The 17,423-nt window shown below is 64.1% G+C and carries 27 protein-coding genes; 14 read left to right on the top strand and 13 right to left on the bottom strand.

Translation table 11 applies throughout. The annotated features are described in order from the left end of the window. Window positions 1–168: 168 nt before the first annotated feature. The gene (recA, locus tag IVB41_RS28580) at window positions 169–1,257 is read right to left on the bottom strand and encodes a recombinase RecA (RefSeq protein WP_092028156.1); all 1,089 of its coding nucleotides are present in this window, start codon (window positions 1,255–1,257) and stop codon (window positions 169–171) included. Window positions 1,258–1,509: 252 nt separating this feature from the next. Here recA and IVB41_RS28575 point away from each other — a divergent pair, with 252 nt between their 5' ends. Then, window positions 1,510–1,677, top strand: coding sequence for a hypothetical protein (locus IVB41_RS28575; protein WP_247437398.1), 168 nt, complete (start codon window positions 1,510–1,512; stop codon window positions 1,675–1,677). Window positions 1,678–2,374: 697 nt separating this feature from the next. On the opposite strand, the gene IVB41_RS28570 is transcribed toward IVB41_RS28575, so the two are convergent. Then, window positions 2,375–2,656 (bottom strand): DUF2798 domain-containing protein, encoded by a 282-nt coding sequence (locus IVB41_RS28570; RefSeq protein ID WP_027567638.1) that lies wholly within the window; start codon window positions 2,654–2,656, stop codon window positions 2,375–2,377. 297 nt (window positions 2,657–2,953) lie between these two features. Between IVB41_RS28570 and IVB41_RS28565 the strand changes: the two genes are divergently transcribed. Next, window positions 2,954–3,142 carry a hypothetical protein gene (locus IVB41_RS28565; protein WP_027567637.1) on the top strand — a complete coding sequence of 63 codons (189 nt, stop codon included), beginning with the start codon at window positions 2,954–2,956 and terminating at the stop codon, window positions 3,140–3,142. A gap of 203 nt (window positions 3,143–3,345) precedes the next feature. Then, window positions 3,346–3,579 carry a DUF6894 family protein gene (locus tag IVB41_RS28560; RefSeq protein ID WP_027518878.1) on the top strand — a complete coding sequence of 78 codons (234 nt, stop codon included), beginning with the start codon at window positions 3,346–3,348 and terminating at the stop codon, window positions 3,577–3,579. A gap of 9 nt (window positions 3,580–3,588) precedes the next feature. Here IVB41_RS28560 and IVB41_RS28555 read toward each other — a convergent pair whose 3' ends face one another. Further along, a complete protein-coding gene (locus tag IVB41_RS28555; protein ID WP_027567636.1) occupies window positions 3,589–3,843 on the bottom strand; it encodes a hypothetical protein in 255 nt (84 codons plus the stop codon). A 104-nt stretch (window positions 3,844–3,947) separates the two neighbouring features. Beyond that, the gene (locus IVB41_RS28550) at window positions 3,948–4,259 is read right to left on the bottom strand and encodes a hypothetical protein (RefSeq protein WP_027567635.1); all 312 of its coding nucleotides are present in this window, start codon (window positions 4,257–4,259) and stop codon (window positions 3,948–3,950) included. Window positions 4,260–4,619: 360 nt separating this feature from the next. On the opposite strand from IVB41_RS28550, the gene IVB41_RS28545 reads away from it, so the two are divergent. After that, entirely contained in the window at window positions 4,620–5,084 is a 465-nt protein-coding gene (locus IVB41_RS28545) for a PaaI family thioesterase (RefSeq protein WP_007612196.1), read from the top strand. Between the two features lie 105 nt (window positions 5,085–5,189). Here IVB41_RS28545 and IVB41_RS28540 read toward each other — a convergent pair whose 3' ends face one another. Next, window positions 5,190–5,483, bottom strand: a complete 294-nt coding sequence (locus IVB41_RS28540) for an HdeA/HdeB family chaperone (protein WP_027567633.1) — start codon at window positions 5,481–5,483, stop codon at window positions 5,190–5,192. Between the two features lie 180 nt (window positions 5,484–5,663). Between IVB41_RS28540 and IVB41_RS28535 the strand changes: the two genes are divergently transcribed. Continuing rightward, complete coding sequence (locus tag IVB41_RS28535) at window positions 5,664–5,906, top strand: PilZ domain-containing protein (protein ID WP_247437395.1); 243 nt, start codon at window positions 5,664–5,666, stop codon at window positions 5,904–5,906. Window positions 5,907–6,161: 255 nt separating this feature from the next. Here IVB41_RS28535 and IVB41_RS28530 read toward each other — a convergent pair whose 3' ends face one another. Further along, entirely contained in the window at window positions 6,162–6,395 is a 234-nt protein-coding gene (locus tag IVB41_RS28530; protein ID WP_247400416.1) for a hypothetical protein, read from the bottom strand. A gap of 182 nt (window positions 6,396–6,577) precedes the next feature. Here IVB41_RS28530 and IVB41_RS28525 point away from each other — a divergent pair, with 182 nt between their 5' ends. Next, window positions 6,578–6,982: a hypothetical protein gene (locus tag IVB41_RS28525; RefSeq protein WP_247437393.1), complete on the top strand. Its 405-nt coding sequence runs from the start codon at window positions 6,578–6,580 to the stop codon at window positions 6,980–6,982. Window positions 6,983–7,091: 109 nt separating this feature from the next. Beyond that, window positions 7,092–7,421, top strand: coding sequence for a hypothetical protein (locus tag IVB41_RS28520; protein ID WP_035961409.1), 330 nt, complete (start codon window positions 7,092–7,094; stop codon window positions 7,419–7,421). Window positions 7,422–7,478: 57 nt separating this feature from the next. Here the strand turns inward: IVB41_RS28520 and IVB41_RS28515 are convergent, their stop codons facing one another. Together IVB41_RS28515 and IVB41_RS28510 are read right to left on the bottom strand one after the other, a co-directional pair. Next, complete coding sequence (locus IVB41_RS28515; RefSeq protein ID WP_247362516.1) at window positions 7,479–7,946, bottom strand: DUF6691 family protein; 468 nt, start codon at window positions 7,944–7,946, stop codon at window positions 7,479–7,481. Between the two features lie 5 nt (window positions 7,947–7,951). After that, window positions 7,952–8,380 (bottom strand): YeeE/YedE family protein, encoded by a 429-nt coding sequence (locus IVB41_RS28510; RefSeq protein ID WP_247438219.1) that lies wholly within the window; start codon window positions 8,378–8,380, stop codon window positions 7,952–7,954. Between the two features lie 159 nt (window positions 8,381–8,539). On the opposite strand from IVB41_RS28510, the gene IVB41_RS28505 reads away from it, so the two are divergent. Beyond that, the gene (locus tag IVB41_RS28505; RefSeq protein ID WP_247437392.1) at window positions 8,540–9,703 is read left to right on the top strand and encodes a GNAT family N-acetyltransferase; all 1,164 of its coding nucleotides are present in this window, start codon (window positions 8,540–8,542) and stop codon (window positions 9,701–9,703) included. Window positions 9,704–9,711: 8 nt separating this feature from the next. Here the strand turns inward: IVB41_RS28505 and IVB41_RS28500 are convergent, their stop codons facing one another. Continuing rightward, window positions 9,712–10,377, bottom strand: coding sequence for a DsbA family oxidoreductase (locus tag IVB41_RS28500; RefSeq protein ID WP_219685022.1), 666 nt, complete (start codon window positions 10,375–10,377; stop codon window positions 9,712–9,714). Window positions 10,378–10,443: 66 nt separating this feature from the next. Next, window positions 10,444–11,265 (bottom strand): helix-turn-helix domain-containing protein, encoded by an 822-nt coding sequence (locus IVB41_RS28495; RefSeq protein ID WP_027567624.1) that lies wholly within the window; start codon window positions 11,263–11,265, stop codon window positions 10,444–10,446. Between the two features lie 101 nt (window positions 11,266–11,366). On the opposite strand from IVB41_RS28495, the gene IVB41_RS28490 reads away from it, so the two are divergent. Together IVB41_RS28490 and IVB41_RS28485 are read left to right on the top strand one after the other, a co-directional pair. Continuing rightward, the gene (locus IVB41_RS28490) at window positions 11,367–11,597 is read left to right on the top strand and encodes a hypothetical protein (RefSeq protein ID WP_026233166.1); all 231 of its coding nucleotides are present in this window, start codon (window positions 11,367–11,369) and stop codon (window positions 11,595–11,597) included. Between the two features lie 38 nt (window positions 11,598–11,635). Further along, window positions 11,636–12,034: a hypothetical protein gene (locus IVB41_RS28485; RefSeq protein WP_247437390.1), complete on the top strand. Its 399-nt coding sequence runs from the start codon at window positions 11,636–11,638 to the stop codon at window positions 12,032–12,034. Window positions 12,035–12,177: 143 nt separating this feature from the next. On the opposite strand, the gene IVB41_RS28480 is transcribed toward IVB41_RS28485, so the two are convergent. Beyond that, on the bottom strand, window positions 12,178–12,738 hold the full coding sequence (locus IVB41_RS28480) for an SET domain-containing protein (protein ID WP_027567622.1): 561 nt from the start codon (window positions 12,736–12,738) through the stop codon (window positions 12,178–12,180). Between the two features lie 165 nt (window positions 12,739–12,903). Here IVB41_RS28480 and IVB41_RS28475 point away from each other — a divergent pair, with 165 nt between their 5' ends. Beyond that, window positions 12,904–13,524, top strand: a complete 621-nt coding sequence (locus IVB41_RS28475; RefSeq protein ID WP_247438217.1) for a hypothetical protein — start codon at window positions 12,904–12,906, stop codon at window positions 13,522–13,524. Here the strand turns inward: IVB41_RS28475 and IVB41_RS28470 are convergent. Then, window positions 13,521–14,168: a DUF6321 domain-containing protein gene (locus tag IVB41_RS28470; RefSeq protein ID WP_247362534.1), complete on the bottom strand. Its 648-nt coding sequence runs from the start codon at window positions 14,166–14,168 to the stop codon at window positions 13,521–13,523. The two genes, IVB41_RS28475 and IVB41_RS28470, sit on opposite strands and share 4 nt — an antisense overlap. Before the next feature lie 49 nt (window positions 14,169–14,217). Next, window positions 14,218–14,943: a TetR/AcrR family transcriptional regulator gene (locus IVB41_RS28465; protein ID WP_247438215.1), complete on the bottom strand. Its 726-nt coding sequence runs from the start codon at window positions 14,941–14,943 to the stop codon at window positions 14,218–14,220. A 106-nt stretch (window positions 14,944–15,049) separates the two neighbouring features. Here IVB41_RS28465 and IVB41_RS28460 point away from each other — a divergent pair, with 106 nt between their 5' ends. From IVB41_RS28460 to IVB41_RS28450, 3 genes are all read left to right on the top strand, one after another. After that, the gene (locus tag IVB41_RS28460; RefSeq protein ID WP_247437388.1) at window positions 15,050–16,447 is read left to right on the top strand and encodes a carotenoid oxygenase family protein; all 1,398 of its coding nucleotides are present in this window, start codon (window positions 15,050–15,052) and stop codon (window positions 16,445–16,447) included. 41 nt (window positions 16,448–16,488) lie between these two features. After that, complete coding sequence (locus IVB41_RS28455; RefSeq protein WP_247287456.1) at window positions 16,489–16,758, top strand: hypothetical protein; 270 nt, start codon at window positions 16,489–16,491, stop codon at window positions 16,756–16,758. Between the two features lie 77 nt (window positions 16,759–16,835). Then, window positions 16,836–17,411, top strand: coding sequence for a hypothetical protein (locus IVB41_RS28450; RefSeq protein ID WP_247437386.1), 576 nt, complete (start codon window positions 16,836–16,838; stop codon window positions 17,409–17,411). Window positions 17,412–17,423 lie beyond the last annotated feature (12 nt).

Raw genomic sequence — 17,423 nt, 5'->3', positions numbered from 1 at the left:
GACGATTTCGGCAAGGCCCGAGCGCATGAGGTCGAAGCCGGACGAACTCGTCAGAAACGCACGCTTCATCGCCTAAATACTCCAGGCAAAACGAAACGGGCACTGACGACGTCGGCAACTCAACGTCCTCAGCGCCCGCTCCTCGCGAAAAACTCTACCCGTTGAGGCTTACTCGTCCCCCGGCTCCTCGCCGTCGGCGTCACGCTCGGGGCTGCCGGCGAGAATCTGCTCGGCGATCAGGCCGGAGTTCTGGCGGATCGAGGTCTCGATCTTGGCGGTGATGTCGGGGTTGGCCTTCAGGAACGCCTTCGAATTCTCGCGGCCCTGGCCGAGGCGCTGGCTGTCATAGGAGAACCAGGCGCCGGACTTTTCGACGATGCCGGCCTTGACGCCGAGATCGAGGATCTCGCCCATCTTGGAGACGCCCTCGCCGTACATGATGTCGAACTCGACCTGCTTGAAGGGCGGCGCCAGCTTGTTCTTCACGACCTTGACGCGGGTGGTGTTGCCGACAACCTCGTCGCGCTCCTTGATCGCGCCGATGCGGCGGATGTCGAGACGGATGGAGGCGTAGAATTTCAGCGCGTTGCCGCCGGTGGTGGTCTCCGGCGAGCCGTACATCACACCGATCTTCATGCGGATCTGGTTGATGAAGATCACCATGGTATTGGACTTGTTGATGGACGCCGTCAGCTTGCGCAGCGCCTGGCTCATCAGACGGGCCTGCAGGCCCGGCAGCGCGTCGCCCATCTCGCCCTCGAGCTCGGCTTTCGGCACCAGGGCCGCGACCGAATCGATCACCAGCACGTCGACCGCGCCGGAGCGCACCAGCGTGTCGCAGATTTCCAGCGCCTGCTCGCCGGTGTCCGGCTGGGAGATCAGGAGCTCGTCGATGTTGACGCCCAGCTTGCGCGCATAGACCGGGTCGAGCGCGTGCTCGGCGTCGATGAAGGCGCAGATGCCGCCCTTCTTCTGCCCTTCCGCAACCGTGTGCAGCGCCAGCGTGGTCTTGCCCGAGGATTCCGGCCCGTAGATCTCCACGACGCGCCCCTTCGGCAGGCCGCCGATCCCGAGCGCGATATCGAGCCCCAACGAGCCCGACGAGATCGCCTCGACATCCATCGAACGGTCGTTCTTGCCCAGCTTCATCACCGAGCCCTTGCCGAACTGCCGCTCGATCTGGGAGAGCGCGGCGGCGAGAGCTTTACTCTTGTCCATGGAGGATCCTTCGACGATACGCAGGGCAGTGGTGGACATCGGGTCGTGCTCCTTATGACGAGGATTCGCGTGAGGGACAAACGATTGGCGAGGCGGCGCGGCGATAAAAACAATGTACCCTATTTGTTCTAGGTTCGCAATATGTTCTTTTGGGAATTTGCACGCTCTGGCTGACGCGCATCAAAGACGGATGACCCGCACGCCGCCAGAATTCGGTAATCCTGCGGCACCGAACCTTTCGCGGTCTGCGGCCTTCTCTTGGATGAGACTGCAACTCTGGGACTTCCAATCATGACGGAAAATACGCATCACGATACGAGCCGGCGCTCTCCACTGCTGGAGGCGGCGCGAGAGGAGCTGAGCAAGTTCGAGCGCAAGGAAAACGAGTTCCGCAAGAAGGATCGCGAAGAGCGTGCCGCCGAACTCCATCTGCCGCTGGACGCGATCAAGGTTCACTAAGGCCGCGGGGACGAGGGCTTAGGAGCTGACAGGCCGGCTGGCTGGGCAGGCGGCGGCGGTGTTCGCCAGCGGCAACGCGCCAGCGACGAGGCCGGAGCGGCGCCATTGATCTCAAAAAGATCGGCACGGGAATCGGGATTCGGATGGTCGTGGAGGCGCGTCCGAGTCGATATGGTATCCAATTACTACCAGCAAGCCATTGATTTAGTGGCGGAATTTTCCGGCGGGCTACTGTGCATGGGGTTGTTTTCGTGTTTTTGAAAGGCGCGCATGGGCCTTTCCACCCCCAGAGCCGTCTCCCGGCACCCAACACCGCCTATAGCAGAACCAGCAACCCGATGCCGATCACCAGCACGACGAAGCCAGCCGCCGTCGCGGCGGCGAATGACCGCTCTACGTTGTCCATGATGCCACCCCGTTGCCGGTGCGCCACGTTTCCCCCATGGCAGCACCGTCGCTGCGAAATCTCGCCTGCGGTTGTGTCCTGAGTTGTGCGAACGGATGTCGAAATTGGGACCGGTGCGGGGCCAGTCTGCGGCCCGCCGCGCTCAGGCTTTCGCTGCCACCGTCAGCCTTGTCAGGCTGTCGTAAGCTGAGCCGGCTAGGTTCGCCTGGCTATGGTGTTGCAGCCCAGCACCTCAGCCTCCAATAACCTTTCCCCGCTTGGTTCTTCCAAGCGGGGTTTTTCATTCCGATTTCATTCCGATTTTGATGCCGATTTCCATGCCGGCCGGCCGGTTTGCGAACCGCCCTCCTCCTGCGTCAGCCGCAGCGAGAAGGCGCGGATCGCCGGCGCCGCGAGCAGCACGATCGGCAGCATCGCCGCCCATGCGATCAGCCACGACACCATCCAGTGCGCGAGGAAGTCCAGTGCGTTCCCTGCCGGAAAGCTGGCGATGCCCGCGGCGATCAGCGAGGTCAGTCCGGACTGGATGATTCCGAACACGAAATGAGAATAGCGGCGGGGAATGCCCGGCATGACGCGCCCATGTTGTTGACCGTCATCGGGCCAAGCAAGGCATATGCCGCCGCGTTCCGGAAGGTGCCCTTACCCATCCCAGGAACTCTGTTCTTGGTCGGAGAACCACGGGCATGAGGTCTCGCGCCGCCGCGCGTGGCCGGCGTCTTTCGACATCCGATTTCGAATGTTTCGGCGCGCCTGCGTTTGCAAGATAGCCGTGAGCTATCCGGGGCTTACCGACAGATTTGGCTTTCCCTGGAATATTATGCCGCCCAGCATGTTCTCAGTGATGGAAGTGAATCGTGGGAGAAGGCCATGAATCACAGGGGCGTCGAGTTCACCGTCGCCAAGACGGCACTTCCCGGCATCTGGCAGTGGCAGTTCCGGATCGGCGAGCAGATCAAGACCGGCCGAACCGAGACCAAGATCGATCTGTTGGCGATCCGGCGGGTGCAGCTGCGCATCGATCGGGAGCTGAAGGCGATCGGGCGCAAAACCGCCTGAGCGGCAGGCCTAAACGGCAGGGCCGAGATCGGCGGCGGGCTGGCGCGCCCCGGCGCGCCGCAGCCGTCATGGCCTATAGGACGCAGCGGCGCCCATGGGGCTATTCCGTAGCCGACCGGAATTGATCTGCCGACGGTTTGGGATTGGACTGCCCGCGATTATGGCCGTGGGGACGGAGCCATCAGGCGCGATCGGTGCGAACCATGCCGCTCTACTTCTTTCGAATCCGGAACGGCAGCTATTCCGGCTGTGCCGACCAGGCGTCGGAATTTGCCGATCGCGATCTGGCCTGGAAGGAGATGACCAGCGTCTGCGCCGACATGGCTGCCGGCATCGCCCGCAAGCTCCAGGAAAATTCCGAATGGAATATGGAGCTGCTGGACGAGGCCAAGGAGCCCGTGTTCCGGATCCGCATCACATCCGAAACCTTCGAATAGGGACCGGTCCTAATCCGCGCTGGGCAGCCGCCGCATCGTGAATTCGATGTCGCCGCCGGGCAGCTCGCGCCAGGTCTCGACCGCGCTCATATAGCCGGCCTTGGGGTAGCGGGTGAAGAAGGCCTGCGCCCTCTCCCGTGCCGCCGCGCGTGGCAGCGTGAAGGTTTCGCGCAGATAGCCGTCGCCGGCCCTCGCGCCGGGCTTGCCGCCCATCTTGCGCCGGCGCGCCATCCGCTCGGCGAGATCTCGCGGACGATCGGCCATATCCCGCCTCCTTTACGCAATACGCTCTCGCGCAATGTAGGAAGCGGGCCGGCCGAAATGGAGTCCCGGCCGGAGGCATCAGCCGCCTCCGATCGGACAGAAGGTCAATTGGCAGTCGTGCCGGACTTCTTCTTCGGCGCACCGGTCGCGGCCGACGCCTTTGGCGCCGCCGCCTGCTTCGGCGGGTCGGAGCGCATGCCGCCCCAGGGATCGTTGGAGGCCTTGGAATCCGGAATCTTCTTCAGCGTTTCCTTGTAGGCCTTGTCACGCTCGGCTTCCGCGGCCTTCTCCTCAGGGGTCTTGCCCGGACCGTCCTGCAGCAAATTGAGATTGGGCATTTGCGCAGAGGCCGGTCCCGCCAGCACGGTCGGTCCCGCCAGAACAGCCAGCACCGCGGCCATACGGAAAAGCTTCATCATCGACTCCTTGATCATCCATGGCGGCGCGGGTCGCCCGCGCCTTGTCACCCCTGGCACAACCGCAGGGGCTGCTCGGCCCGCTAGAGCCGGTCCGATTTGCACGATTTCGGCGCGTGGAGCCAGTCGTCCCAGATCGGGCCGCACTTGGTGCACCCGTTCAGCAACAGGCCGAGCCCGGCCAGACAAAACACGAGGACATACCGACGCAACATCACCCACCCATACCCACTCCGTGGCATCATACCGGGCGAAGTCAGGCATTTTCAAGCCGACGGGACCCGCGGCAGTCCGGGTGACTTTGCCGCGCCGGTCCGCTCGGAATGCCGAACATCCGGCAACACGGAGGAAACGACAGCAATGCCATCGCAGCCAGAAGCCGAGTTCGGCATCACTGAAGCCAGACGCATCCTCGGCGAGGTCTTTGCGCCCTGGGTCCAGGATCTCAACCTGTCGGTCGAGCGCATCGAGCACCTGCCGCCGCCGGACGTGCCGGACTGGCAGCCGGCAGCGCTCTTGCGCATGCCTTTCTCGGAGCGCCTGTGCCGCAACGGCGGCGTGGTCTGCGGCCAGGCGCTGATGGCACTCGCCGATACCGCCATGGTGATTGCGAACCTCGCCGCCAACCGCGGTTATCGTCCGATGACGACGGTCGACCAGACCACGCATTTCATGCGCGCAGTCTCCTCGTCGGACGTGCTGGCCGACGCCCGCGTGGTGCGACTCGGCCGCACCATGAGCTTTGGCCGGGTCACGCTGCTCTCGGCCACCGACAACAAGCCGGTGGCGATGGTGTCGAGCGCGTTCGCGATGCTGCCGGGGTGAGCATCAAAGAAGAAGCCGCGTGAGCGCACAGCGCATCGCGGCTCTCGATAGCGTCATGTCGAGGCAGGAAATGCGATCGCGCGTCATGCCGTCACGCGGGAGAAGTCACTTGCCGAGCACTTCGTCAGCCGCCGTGACGATGCTGACGTTCGGATTCTTTCCGCAATAGCTGCCGAACTGCTTGGCGTTCTCGACGAACACGTCGGTGTCGATAATCGCGTTCTCTTCATCGCCCTTGTACCAGCCGTCCATCCAGGTCAGCACCATCTTGATGGTGTCGTCGCCGCTCTCCAGGAACTGCTTGCAGCTCATGGTCGCGAGATCGAGCTTGGTGGCGTGGGCGGGCATGGACGACAGCGAGAGCGCTGCGGCGAACAGAAGCGAAAGCGTGGTCTTCATCAATATCTCCATCGGCGCGTAGCGCCACAAAGGAACGGCTTGGGGGAAAATCCGCGGAGTGACTTCCGCTTCGACGTCGTAAACGAAATCTGAAGCACTGTGCAAGTAGCGCCAGTATTGAGTTTAGTTCAACGTAATTTCTATGCACTACTTCACAAACATCATTATGGATTAACGCGGATGATCGAGAAGCGTGCAGCGCAGCGTTACCGTGTTTTCAAGGGTGGAACGATCACCTTTGAAAATTGCGGCATCACGTGCACGGTGCGAAACATGTCGGCGAACGGCGCCGCAATCGACCTCGATACCCTCGTCACAGTGCCGCAATCGTTCACGCTCGCGATTGCGCGCGACAATTTCGTGCGCAAATGCCGCCCCGTCTGGCGCAGCGAGAGGCGCATCGGCGTCGCTTTCGTACAGTAGTGCATACGGTGTGAATGATCATTCGCATCACATCCACAACACGATGATGATTGCTTGATGCGACGGCGACGGCTCGCGCGCAGACTCACACGGGCTTGCCAGTGTTGCGGTCGAGCACGACGACGAAACCTCGCCTGGCCAGCAGGCTCGCTATGGGCCAGCCGTTTGCCGCCCGATGCTTGGCTGCGGTGACGATGCGAGGAGCGTGATGAGAGCGGCCAAATAGCAGAAGCGGGTCGCCAGCGCCCGCCTCACCTATTTCGGCTTCTTAGCAGGTTCAGGCGGACGCGCCCCGCTCCACGGATCGTACTTCTCCTTGGACTCGGGAATGCGCTCGAGTGCGGCCTTGTAGGCCTTCTCGTCGACCTTAGGCTTGTTGTCCGCCTTCTGGCCGCCCTCGTTAGGCTGACGCCTGCCGCCGCCCATCTGCGCCTGCGCGGAGGCAACCGCCAGCGCCAGCACCGCGGCCGCTATGATCAAAATCCTCATGGACGCAATCCCCCTCGTCTGGCGCACAAACTAGCCGGCAATTATGGAATAGCCAATGCTGCGGGCTCCAAGGGCCTGAGGAAATCTTGGCTTCGGGAATACTGGCTTCAGCAAATCTTGATCGGCCGGGTCTTCGTCGGATCGCATTCGTGCCTATTTTGGCCCGCAGGGGACCTTCACGGATGTTGCGGATCATTATTCATGCCGCGCTGCTGGCCAGCGCGCTCGCGCTGGGGGCCTGCGGCTTTGCGGACAGCCGCGCACCGGTGCCCGAGTTCATGCGCATGAAGGAGGCCGAGCAGCCTCCGCCCGAAGCGCCCCCTGACGTCAAACGCGTCGTGCGCGAGCAGATCGAATTCGTCTTCCTCAGCACGTCCTATCCGCGTGAGGTGCATGTCGCCACGCCTCATCGTGAGGTGCGGGGACCGGGCTGGACAACTTGCGTCCGCGCCCAGCTCACCTCGGCGACCGGCTCGCCGCTCGGCCCACAGACCTACATCGTGACCATATCGAGCGGAAAGGTAATCGATCGCCGCCGCGCCGAAGCGGACGACATCTGCGGATCGGAAAGCTACGAACCGATCTAGGAACAAATCACGCCGACAAGCGATCCGGTTCCGGGAAAAACCTGTAGTTCTGCCGGAACGATCGCCGCCTCCCCTTCTTGTTACCGCCGAGGGCAGTTTCGAGGAGGACATGATGAGGACATTCACGATTGCATTGCTGGCTGGCGTCGGAGCCTTGGCAGCGGTGAGCGGCGCGAAGGCCGCCGACGTCTACACGACCAGCGAATACACCAGCCCCGATCTCGTCCAGGAAGTGCGGCTGGTCTGCGACGATTCCGGCAATTGCTATCGCACCCGCGGCGGCTCGCGCGTGATCGTGCGCGACTCCTACGCGACCATGCCGCGCGACCGTTACTATGAGCGCCGCACCTATCGTGACTGGGACGATGGTCCGCGCGGTGGCGTCGGCATCCGCGCGCCCGGCGTCAGTGTTGGCGTCGGTGTCGGCGATCGCTGGTAGTCGATGAAGCCATGACAGGCAGGACCGGACGAGACAACTCGCCCGGTCCTGCCCATGTCAGGTTTCGAGCGGATCTGCCGGCGTGACGACACGCGTTGCCGACGGAAGCTGCGCGATGAAGCGGGCGAGCACCATGCCAGCACACATCGCGGCGACGAAGATGAATGCGGACGCCGAGCCAAATCCGAGCGCGGTCAACGCCGGGCCTGGACAAAAGCCTACAAGGCCCCAGCCGATACCGAAGATGGCGGGACCGGCGATAATTCTCGGATCGATATCTTTTCGCGTTGGGACATGGAAGCGATCGGCGAAGACAGGCCGCGCCAGTTTCAAGACGCGACTGAAGCCGATGAAGGTCACCGCGACCGCGCCGGCCATCACGAAAGCGAGGCTTGCATCCCACGTTCCCGCCGGGATGCCGCCAACGTCCAGGAAATTCAGGACCTTCGCCGGGTTCGACATACCTGAGACGATGAGGCCAAGGCCAAAGACCACACCGATTCCGAATTGAATGAGGATTGTCATCGCGGTCAGGTCCAGTGCCGCATCACGAAGACGGTCGCCATGCCGGCCGCCATGAAGGTCATGGTCGCGACCAGCGATCGCACCGACAACCGCGACAAGCCACAGACGCCGTGGCCGGAGGTGCAACCGCTACCCCACACCGCGCCAAAACCGGTGAGCAGTCCCGCGACAATCAGAAGCGGCGTTCCGGCGGCGATCGTTTGCGCCGTCAGGCTTCCGGTGACAAGGCGCACCAGGACGGGCGCGAGGACGAGGCCCGCGACGAAGGCGAGCCGGCCGGCGAATTGCCGATCCTCGTAAGGCGGAAACAGCCGCGCCGCGATTCCGCTGACTCCCGCGATTCGCCCCGTCGTCCACATCAGCAGCACGGCGGACAGGCCGATCAACGCGCCGCCAAAGAGCGACGCAATCGGCGTAAAAGGTGTGACGACCATGATGATCCTCCGGGTCGAGAGCAATTCTGTCGTATCCATCGGGGCATCCGGCGGATGCTCAACGAGACGTTAATATTACCACTCGAATTGAAGCGGCGTCCCAACGGTATTTTCCAATCTTTGCGCTAAGCATGGCCTCCTGAACGGGGACGACGGGACGTGGTCGACATCGCGCACCAAGCTGCGATCAATCCGGCATCGGCAAAGCCTGCCGCGGCGGCGCGCGCGCGCGTCCCGCTTACGGCGATCGAAGCCGGCCAGTGGCGCGCACTCGCGCAGCGCGCGATCGAGCCGAACGGATATTACCTGCCGGGCTGGGAGCTCGCTGTCAGTGCAACCGCGCGCGGCCGCACCGATACCTCGGCGCTTCTCGCATACGAAGGATCGCGGCTGATCGGGCTTATGCCGGTGATCTCGCTCTGGCGGGCATGGAAGATCCCCCTGCCCGCGCTGGTGAGCGCCCATCCCTACGGCACGCTGTGCAGCCCGCTGATCGACCGCGATGCCCCGACCGAGGCAGCGACGCGCCTGTTGCAGCAGGCCCGCGCGACCGGAGCGCATGCGCTCGTGCTGAACGATGTGGCGCTCGATGGGGCCGCAATGACCGCCCTCAACCAGGTTCTGAATCGCGACGGGCTGAAGCCGCGCCTCCTGAGCTCCTACATCCGCGCCAGCCTGGACGCGACGCTGGACGGTGAGACGCTGCTACGCAACGCGCTCGGTACCAAAAAGCTCAAGGAGCTGCGCCGCCAACGGCATCGTCTCGAAGACCACGGCACTGTCGTGTTCGAGGTCGCGCACAGCCCCGACGAGATCGGACCGGCGCTCGAAACATTCCTGCAGCTCGAAGCCAGTGGCTGGAAGGGCAAGCGCGGAACCGCGCTGGTCCAGCATGCCGGCGATGCAACCTTCATCCGCCGCGCCGTTCCCGCGCTGGCAGAAACCGCGCAATGCGAGATCATCACCCTTCGCGCCGGCGCCACGCCGGTGGCCGCCGGCATCGTGCTGCGCCATCAGGATCGCGCTTTCTTCTTCAAGCTCGGTATCGACGAGCGCTTTGCCAGATATTCGCCGGGCGTGCAGCTCACGCTCGAGCTCACCCGCCGCCTTTGCGCCGATCCGGCCATCGCCAGCGCGGATTCCACGGCGAGCGCCGATCACCCCATGATCAACCCGATCTGGCGCGGGCGCTTCGCCGTCGGCGACGTGCTCATACCGTTGCGGCGGAACGACCCCATCGTGGCGCTCGTTCACGGAGCGCTCGCGGCGCACGGCATCGCCTACGCGGCGGCGCGCCGAGCAGTTCGCCTGCTTCGTAAATAGGATAGCTCCTACTCCGCCGCCTGCGCGTTGATCTCCGCCGAGACCTCGCGGATGGCGCGCGCGAGCATGTTGGGATCCTGCGCGCCGGAGACGGCGTATTTTTGCGCAAACACGTAGGTCGGCACGCCGGAGATGCCCTTCTCGGCGGCTTCCTGCGCGTCCGCCGATACGCGCGCAACGTCCTCGTCGGTTACAAGGCGCTTGCGCACGTCGTCGGCATCGAGGCCTACATCGGCAGCCGCCTGCACCAGCACGTTCAAATCGGTGAGGTCGCCGCCGTCGCGGAAGTAGAGCTCCATTAGGCGCTGCTTCATCTCGGGCGCCTTGCCGATCGCCTCGGCCCAGAGGATCAGGCGGTGGCAGTCGGTGGTGTTGGGCTGACGCGCGACAAGCTCGGGCCGATAGACGAGCCCCTCTTCGCCCGCGGCCGCAACGACGCGTCCCGCAATGCCCTTATAGGCCTCGACCGAGCCGAACTTCTTGGTGAGATACTCCTCCCGGCTGATGCCCTCGGACGGCACCCAGGGATTGAGGAAGAAGGGACGGAAATTGAGCTTGACCGGAACGTCGGGCACCAGCGCCAGCGCACTCTCGATCCGGTGCTTGCCGATATAGCACCAGGGGCACACCACGTCGGAAACGACGTCGATCTGGAGCGGCTTTAGGGTGCTCATGAGCGCCTCCTTCGGGCGTTGCGGGTGCGCCCAAAGATAAGCCGAACCCGTTCCGAGGCAAGGCCGCTAGCTCATGGCTGCTGCCATTTGTCGGAGCCGCTCGGCGGTGCGCTCGTCGGCCGGGAAGAAGGTTTCCAAAGCCAGCTCCGACAGCGTGATGTCGACGGGCGTACCGAACACCATGGTGGTGGAGAAGAAGCTTAGTATCTCCCCGTCGTGGCGCAGCTTGAAGGGGATCGCGACATTGTCGCTCGACAGCGGCGCCGCGCGCGCCGGGATCCGATAACTCTTCAGGTCGTTGTACAGCTTGATCAGCTCGGGATCGGCCGTCGCCTCGCATTGCCGGTGCAACCGCTCCAGGAGATGCCCGCACCATTCCGCGAGATTGACCGTGCGCGGCGCCAGCGCCTCCGGATGGAAGGCGAGCCGCAGCACGTTGAACGGCTGGCCGAGCAGTCGCTGCGGAATGCCGGCGAGCAGCGGCGCCAGCATGCGGTTGGCGGAGACCAGATTCCAGTGCCGGTCATAAGCCAGCGCCGGATTGGGCTCGTGCGCCCTGAGGACGAGGTCGATCGCCTGGCGGGCTGATTTCAAGGCGGGATCCTCCAGCGGGCGCTGCGGAAAGGCCGGGGCATAGCCCGCGGCGACCAGCAGCACGTTGCGTTCGCGCAAGGGCACGTCGAGCCGCTCGGCGAGTCTGAGCACCATGTCGCGCGAGGGTGCGGCGCGGCCGGTCTCGACGAAGCTCAAATGCCGCGCCGAGATTTCGGCCTCGCCGGCGAGATCGAGCTGGCTCATGCGGCGGCGCTGCCGCCATTCGCGCAAATGGTCGCCGATATGGATTGGCTGGCTGCGTTCGGCCTGTGCCGTGGATGCATGTGCGTTCATGGTCGAAAACCTAGCACGCAGATTTCGGCCCTTCCATTACGTCGGAGGTAATCGAATTGGTCCGCGGGCCGGCGCATCTTGGGTCGCAACAGGAGACGACCATGATCGCACTGCTGCTCTACCGGACCGTCACAGACCAGCTAGTTCCCTGGGCCATGGCGCTCGCAACCCGGATGCTGGCGCGCAGCCTCAACATGCCCGAGCCGCTGGTGCATTCGACTGGCGACTACGTCGTCGCGCAGGTCACGGCCTTCGAGCACAGCGTCGGCAGGAGCCTCTGCCCGTTCCGCCTCGCCCGCCTGCTTCGGGCCTGGTGGCGCGGATTGCACTGAGTTTCACCTCGAGCCCACCCCAACCATGGAGACCCACGATGATCGACGCATCCACCTTCCTTCGCCGCGCGCTCCTTGCCGACGCGATCTTCAGCGGCGTCGCCGCTCTCGGCTTCACGTTCGGCGCCAGCGCGTTCGCGTCGCTGTTCAATCTGCCTGAAGCGCTGCTGCGCGAGACCGGCCTGTTCCTGATCGCCTACACGGCACTCGTCGGCTGGCTCGCCTCACGCGCCTCCGTGGCAAAGCCGCTCGTGCTGCTGGTCGTCGTCGGCAACGCGGCCTGGACGGTCGGCAGCATTGCGCTGCTGCTCTCGGGCGCGGTGTCGCCGAACCTTGCCGGCGAGCTCATTGTCGTGGCACAGGCGATCGCGACCGGCGTGTTTGCCGAACTGCAATATGTGGGATTGCGCAGGAGCGGGAGTGTGCTGGCTACCTGAGGCCACATCACTCGCTGTCGTTGCCCGGCTTGATAGGGCGACCCAGTATTCCAGAGGCAGTCGTCGCATACGGAAAGGCCGCGGCGTACTGGATGCCCCGCTTTCGCGGGGCAGGACAGTTGTGCGAGAAGCTCGAACTCAGGCTACGCCCGCGCGCGGCCGTTCGCCTTGCCAACAGCGACGCCGTTGAGCTTCTTCTTTTTGGCGGCCTTCGCACCCGCCTTCTGCGCTTTGCGCTCCGTGCGCGCCTTCACCTTGGCGCGCTCGGCCCGCGCCTCGGCGCGCAGCTTCTTGCGCTTCTTCTCGCAAGATTCGCACTTGCAGCCGATCGGCTTCAGGTAGGCTTTGAAATAATCGGTGCCGTAGTCGTAATTGATCTCGTCGCCCGGCTCGATGTTCTTGATGGCGCGGATGAAGACCTTGCGCTCGCGCGGCCGAACGTCGGATTCGGCGTTGGGCCGGCACGAATGGTTGATGTAGCGCGCGAGGTTCTTGCGCACCGAGCCGTCGATGGTCCAGCGGCCGTTGAGCTCGAACAGGTATTTGTTCTCGATGTCGTCGTGCTCGGGAATCCGGGAGTCCAGGATCGGTCCGTAATAACGGATGATCCGGGTGCCCTTCTTGATCGGCTTGGTGGCGAAGAGGCCGAGCCCGGTTTTCGAGCGGCCGACGCGATAAGGTTTGTTGGACGAGGTGGCTGGCATGATCACGAAAAACGAGGACGCGAACGAGGCTGAAAGAGCCCAAGCGAAGCCGCTCTTCTAGAACGATTCCGCGCCGCTGTCAGGTGTCTGTCGACCCTGTTTGAACCTTGCCCACAATCAAGACGTCTGATGGTACGGAGTTCCCGCTCGACCAAAGGCATCGTCATGTTCCGCATCACCACCGCAGCTCTGGCCATATTGCTCCTGGCCATGTTGCTGATGTGCAGCGGTCTCGGCCGCGCCGACGCCCAATCCGTGGGCAGCCAATATACCTCGACGGCCCCGAAGGATTGCCGCCAGATCGGCAAGCCCAGCGAGCTCGACGGCAGCACCACGCGGGCCTGCAAGGGCAAGGATGGCCTCGTGGTCCTGATCGCCGAGGATGATCTTCGTGAGGTCGTCTCCGTCGGCCGCAATCGCAAGGCCGCGGCCGAGGAACCGGCGGTAAAAGTCTGGTTCGCTCCGTTCAACTCGTCCGAGACCACCGTCGAATGGCGCACTGCGGGGGCCAAGCCGTTTGCGATGATCCAGCGCTGGCACATCGCCGATGGCACCGATCCCGACAAGCAGGGGCGGCCGAACACCAAGGCCATGCTCATCGTGACCCGGCTGCCACCCGGCCCCGTCTGCCACGTTGCCTATGTCGACGCGATCGCCAACCGGAACGCCAATGAGCTGGCGCGCAAGGCGGCGGACGAATTGGCCCGCAGCTTCACGTGCAGCAAGGACAGGGTGAAGATCGTTGGTGCCAGCGGCCGCGCGGTCGAGCTGGCGACGATGCGCTAGGCTTTCGTCTTCGCCCGCGTCTTGGCGCGGCGGTAGCGCGCCAGCAGGCGCTCACCTTTTGCGGCGATGCGCCGCGCCGCCGCCACCGTTCTCGGAACCGGCTCGCCCCAGGCATGCGCCGACAAGGCGTGCCGGGTCGGCCGGCCGTTGGCATCGACGAGGGGCGGCAACTTGGCGCGACCATAGAAACGGACGGCCCAGCTTCCCTTGCGCCGCATCTCCTGCGGTGTCATCTCGGATGCCGTCTTGGTGACGCCCGGCCGCAGATGTGCGCCTTGCTTGCGCGCGAAAGCCTTGCGGCCCGCGGCGGTCAAGCCGCCCCGCGGATCCTTTTCGGGTGGGGATGCGCGGCGCTTGCGCGACGTCGTTGCAGTTTTCTTCTTTGCAGACTTTTTCCTCGCGGCCTTCTTTGTAACCTTGCGCTTGGGCGTCTTCTTGGCGGATTTTTTCTTCGAAGCTTTTGCCTTGGACGGTTTCTTCGCTGCCATGCGCATGTTGTCTACGAGGTTGGGATAGCTGCGCCCGGCGCGGCGAGCACGCGCCTTGGCCGCCGATTTCTGCGCAGGCGTGAGATGCTTGGACGCCTTGCCGGCGCGCTTGCGCGGGTTTGATCGTTTCCAGGGGGCACGGGATGATTTTGCCATGCGGCGTCAACGCCTCATCACGGCTGCGGTTGCGCTCGTCCCGACCGAATTAGGGACCCGGCAACTTCCCCGTCACCGGCGACATCAGCATCGCCTCGAGCAGGCGTTCGGGCGTCGTGCCCTCGGGCAGGCGCCCCAGAATATCCTCAAGCCGCCCATCGAGCAGCAGCATGGTAAAACCGTGCACCATCGACCAGGCGCGCGCGATCGCGGCGCCCTGATTGAGCGTCAGCGCGTCGCCGCGGATCTGTTCCTGCCGCATCATGCCGACGGCATTGGCAAGCCCCGCGAAGGACGCCTCGGCGGCCTCGTGCAGCGACGGCCTGGAATAGTCGAGGCGCTCGGTGCGGAACATGATGCCGTACATGCCAGGATGAGCCTGGGCATAGGCGACATAGGCTTTCGGCCGCGCCAGCGCGCGCTCGAGCGGGGTGGTGGCGCTGTCAGAGGACGAGGCCATCGCCGCATTGAACTGGCGGAAGCCGACTGCCGCGAGCTCACTGAGAAGCCCGGTGAGGTCGCCGAAATGATGAGTGGGCGCCGCATGCGACACCCCCGCTTCGCGCGCCACCGCGCGCAATGTCAGGCCGGCGAGCCCGTCCCGCTCCAGCACCCGTTCGGCGGCCTGGAGCAGCGCCTCGCGCAGCGCGCCGTGATGATAGGGCGCCTCGGACTTGACGCTCGCCGGTTGTCGCGCGGGACGCGCCGGCGCGCTCGCCTTTTTTGAGGTGCGCGCGCCGCGCGCGGTTTCTGTCCTGATTTCGCTCTTGCCCATCGGCCAGCTATAGGACGCCATATTGACAGTGTAAAGATTTCGCTTGACCAAGCCCCCTCACACGGCTATTTCATCTTTACGATGTAAAGATAAGGAGGGATACGCCGTGCAGCAGGACGCCGTTGCCGAACGCCGCCACAACCTCGGTCCGATCCCGTTCGAGGCCGACGCGCCCTTCCTGAAAATCATCGGTGAATTGCCGCGCGACCTGAACGGCACGCTCTATCGCAACGGCCCCAATCCGCAGTTCGACTCGCCCGGCGCGCACTGGTTCGTCGGCGACGGCATGCTGCACGCCTTTCACCTTGAGAACGGCCGCGCCAGCTATCGCAACCGCTGGATCCGTACGCCGAAATGGCTGGCCGAGCACGATGCCGGCCGCACGCTGTTCGGCGGCTTCGGCCGCAAGCTGCCGGATGCGCCGGCGAACCTGACCGATAGCGGTGTCGCCAACACCAACATCATCTTCCATGCCGGCAAGCTGCTTGCGCTGGAAGAAGCGCATCTGCCCACCGAGATCGAGCCGGGCACGCTCGCAACGCGCGGCTATCACAATTATCACGCCCGCGTTGCCGGCAGCTTCACGGCGCATCCCAAGATCGATCCCGTCACGGGCGAGCTGGTGTTCTTCGGCTACAACGCCGCGGGACCGCTGACGCCCACCCTCTCCTACGGCTCGATCGATGCGTCCGGCAAGGCGACGCGCTTCGAACGCTTCGAGGCGCCCTATGCCAGCATGGTGCACGACTTCATCGTCACCGAGAACCACGTGCTGTTTCCGATCCTGCCCCTCACCGGCAGCATGGAGCGCGCGATGAGCGGACGGCCTCCCTACGCCTGGGAGCCGGACAAGGGCGCCTATGTTGGCGTGATCAAGCGCAAGGGCAGCGCGAAGGACATCGTCTGGTTCCGCGCTGAAGCCTGCTACGTCTTCCACGTCATGAATGCGTGGGAGGACGGTGACCGCATCATCGCCGACGTCATGCAATTCGAGGAAGCGCCGCTGTTTCCGCATCCCGATGGTCGGCCGACCGACCCGGAGAAGTCGCGCGCGCGGCATTGCCGCTGGACGTTCGATCTCTCAGGCGACACCGACCGCTTCCAGCAGACCTATCTCGACGATCTCACCGGCGAGTTCCCGCGCATCGACGACCGCCGCGCCGGATTGAAGAGCCGTCACGGCTGGTACGCCTGCGCCAATCCGAAGCTGCCGATGTTCGGCGCGCTATCAGGCGTCGTCCATGTCGACGGCAATGGAACGCGCCTCGGCCATTATCTGCTGCCGGCCAGCGACTCCATTTCCGAACCGGTGTTCGTGGAGCGGTCGAAAGATGCTGCGGAAGGCGATGGCTGGCTGCTGGCGGTGGTCTGGCGCGCGCGGGAGAACCGCAGCGACCTCGCCGTGTTCAACGCCGGAGATGTCGAGGCCGGCCCCGTCGCGCTGGTGCAGCTCGGCCATCGCGTGCCCGACGGTTTTCACGGCAATTGGGTCGGCGCGACCTAGTTCTCCTCTCGACATCGCTGATGTCACCAAAAGGCCTCTTCATGCACATGCCCTCGATCGCCGCGGACCGCCTCGCTGTCCTGATCCTGTTCCTGATCTGCGCCGGGATCACGCTCCAGATGATCCGACCGCGGCGGAGCGGCCAAATCGTCTTCGACGGCGGCATCCTGCTCGCCTTCGTCCTCTCAACCGCCTGTGCGTTACCTCTGCTGTCGCACCTGCCCTGGGCCGGCTTCGTCGACGAAATGGCCGACCAAGCCGTTGCAGCAATTCAATTTTTGGAAGTCGCTTACGTCATCTTGACATTGTAAAGATTTTGCTTGACCCCGACTCGCTCCTGACCTATTGATCTTTACATCGTAAAGATAAGGACTGACCGAGGCGAACCATGGCGATCTTCCTGATCCTCGCGCCCTACGGCGCCTTTACTTTCCTGATGCTGGTGACCTCTGCTACGATCAGCGTCTTCGTAGCCTCGGCAATCTGTCTCGCGACCGTCGCGATCGATGTCATGCGCGGCCGCTCGGTGAAGATCCTGGCTATGGGCTCGGCGCTGCTGTTCGCCGCAATCGGCCTCCACCTCGTGCTGTTCAACCCGGCGCTCGGCACACTCGGTGTCAAGCTGTCGGTCGACATCGGCATCTTCGTCATCTCGCTCGGCTCGATGCTGGTCCGCCGTCCCTTCACGCTGCAATACGCGCTCGAATCCGTGCCGGCCGAGATCGCGGCAATGCCCGGCTTCCACTATGCCAACTACGTCATCACCGGCGCATGGACCGCGGCTGCACTGCTGATGGCGGCCGCCAATCTCGTGCTGCTCTACGTCCCTGGCCTGCCGCTCTGGTCGAGCCTTGCGGTCGCCTTCGCCGCCCGCAACAGCGCAATCTATTTCACAAAATGGTATCCCGAATATCGGCAGATCAAGTACGGTGCGCCGGCCAGCGCACTGCCCCACACTCGCTGAACAGGATCGACG

Origin of the sequence: Bradyrhizobium sp. 44 (assembly GCF_023073095.1) — a bacterium.
GTDB lineage: Bacteria > Pseudomonadota > Alphaproteobacteria > Rhizobiales > Xanthobacteraceae > Bradyrhizobium.
This window is presented reverse-complemented; position numbering and strand designations above follow the sequence as displayed.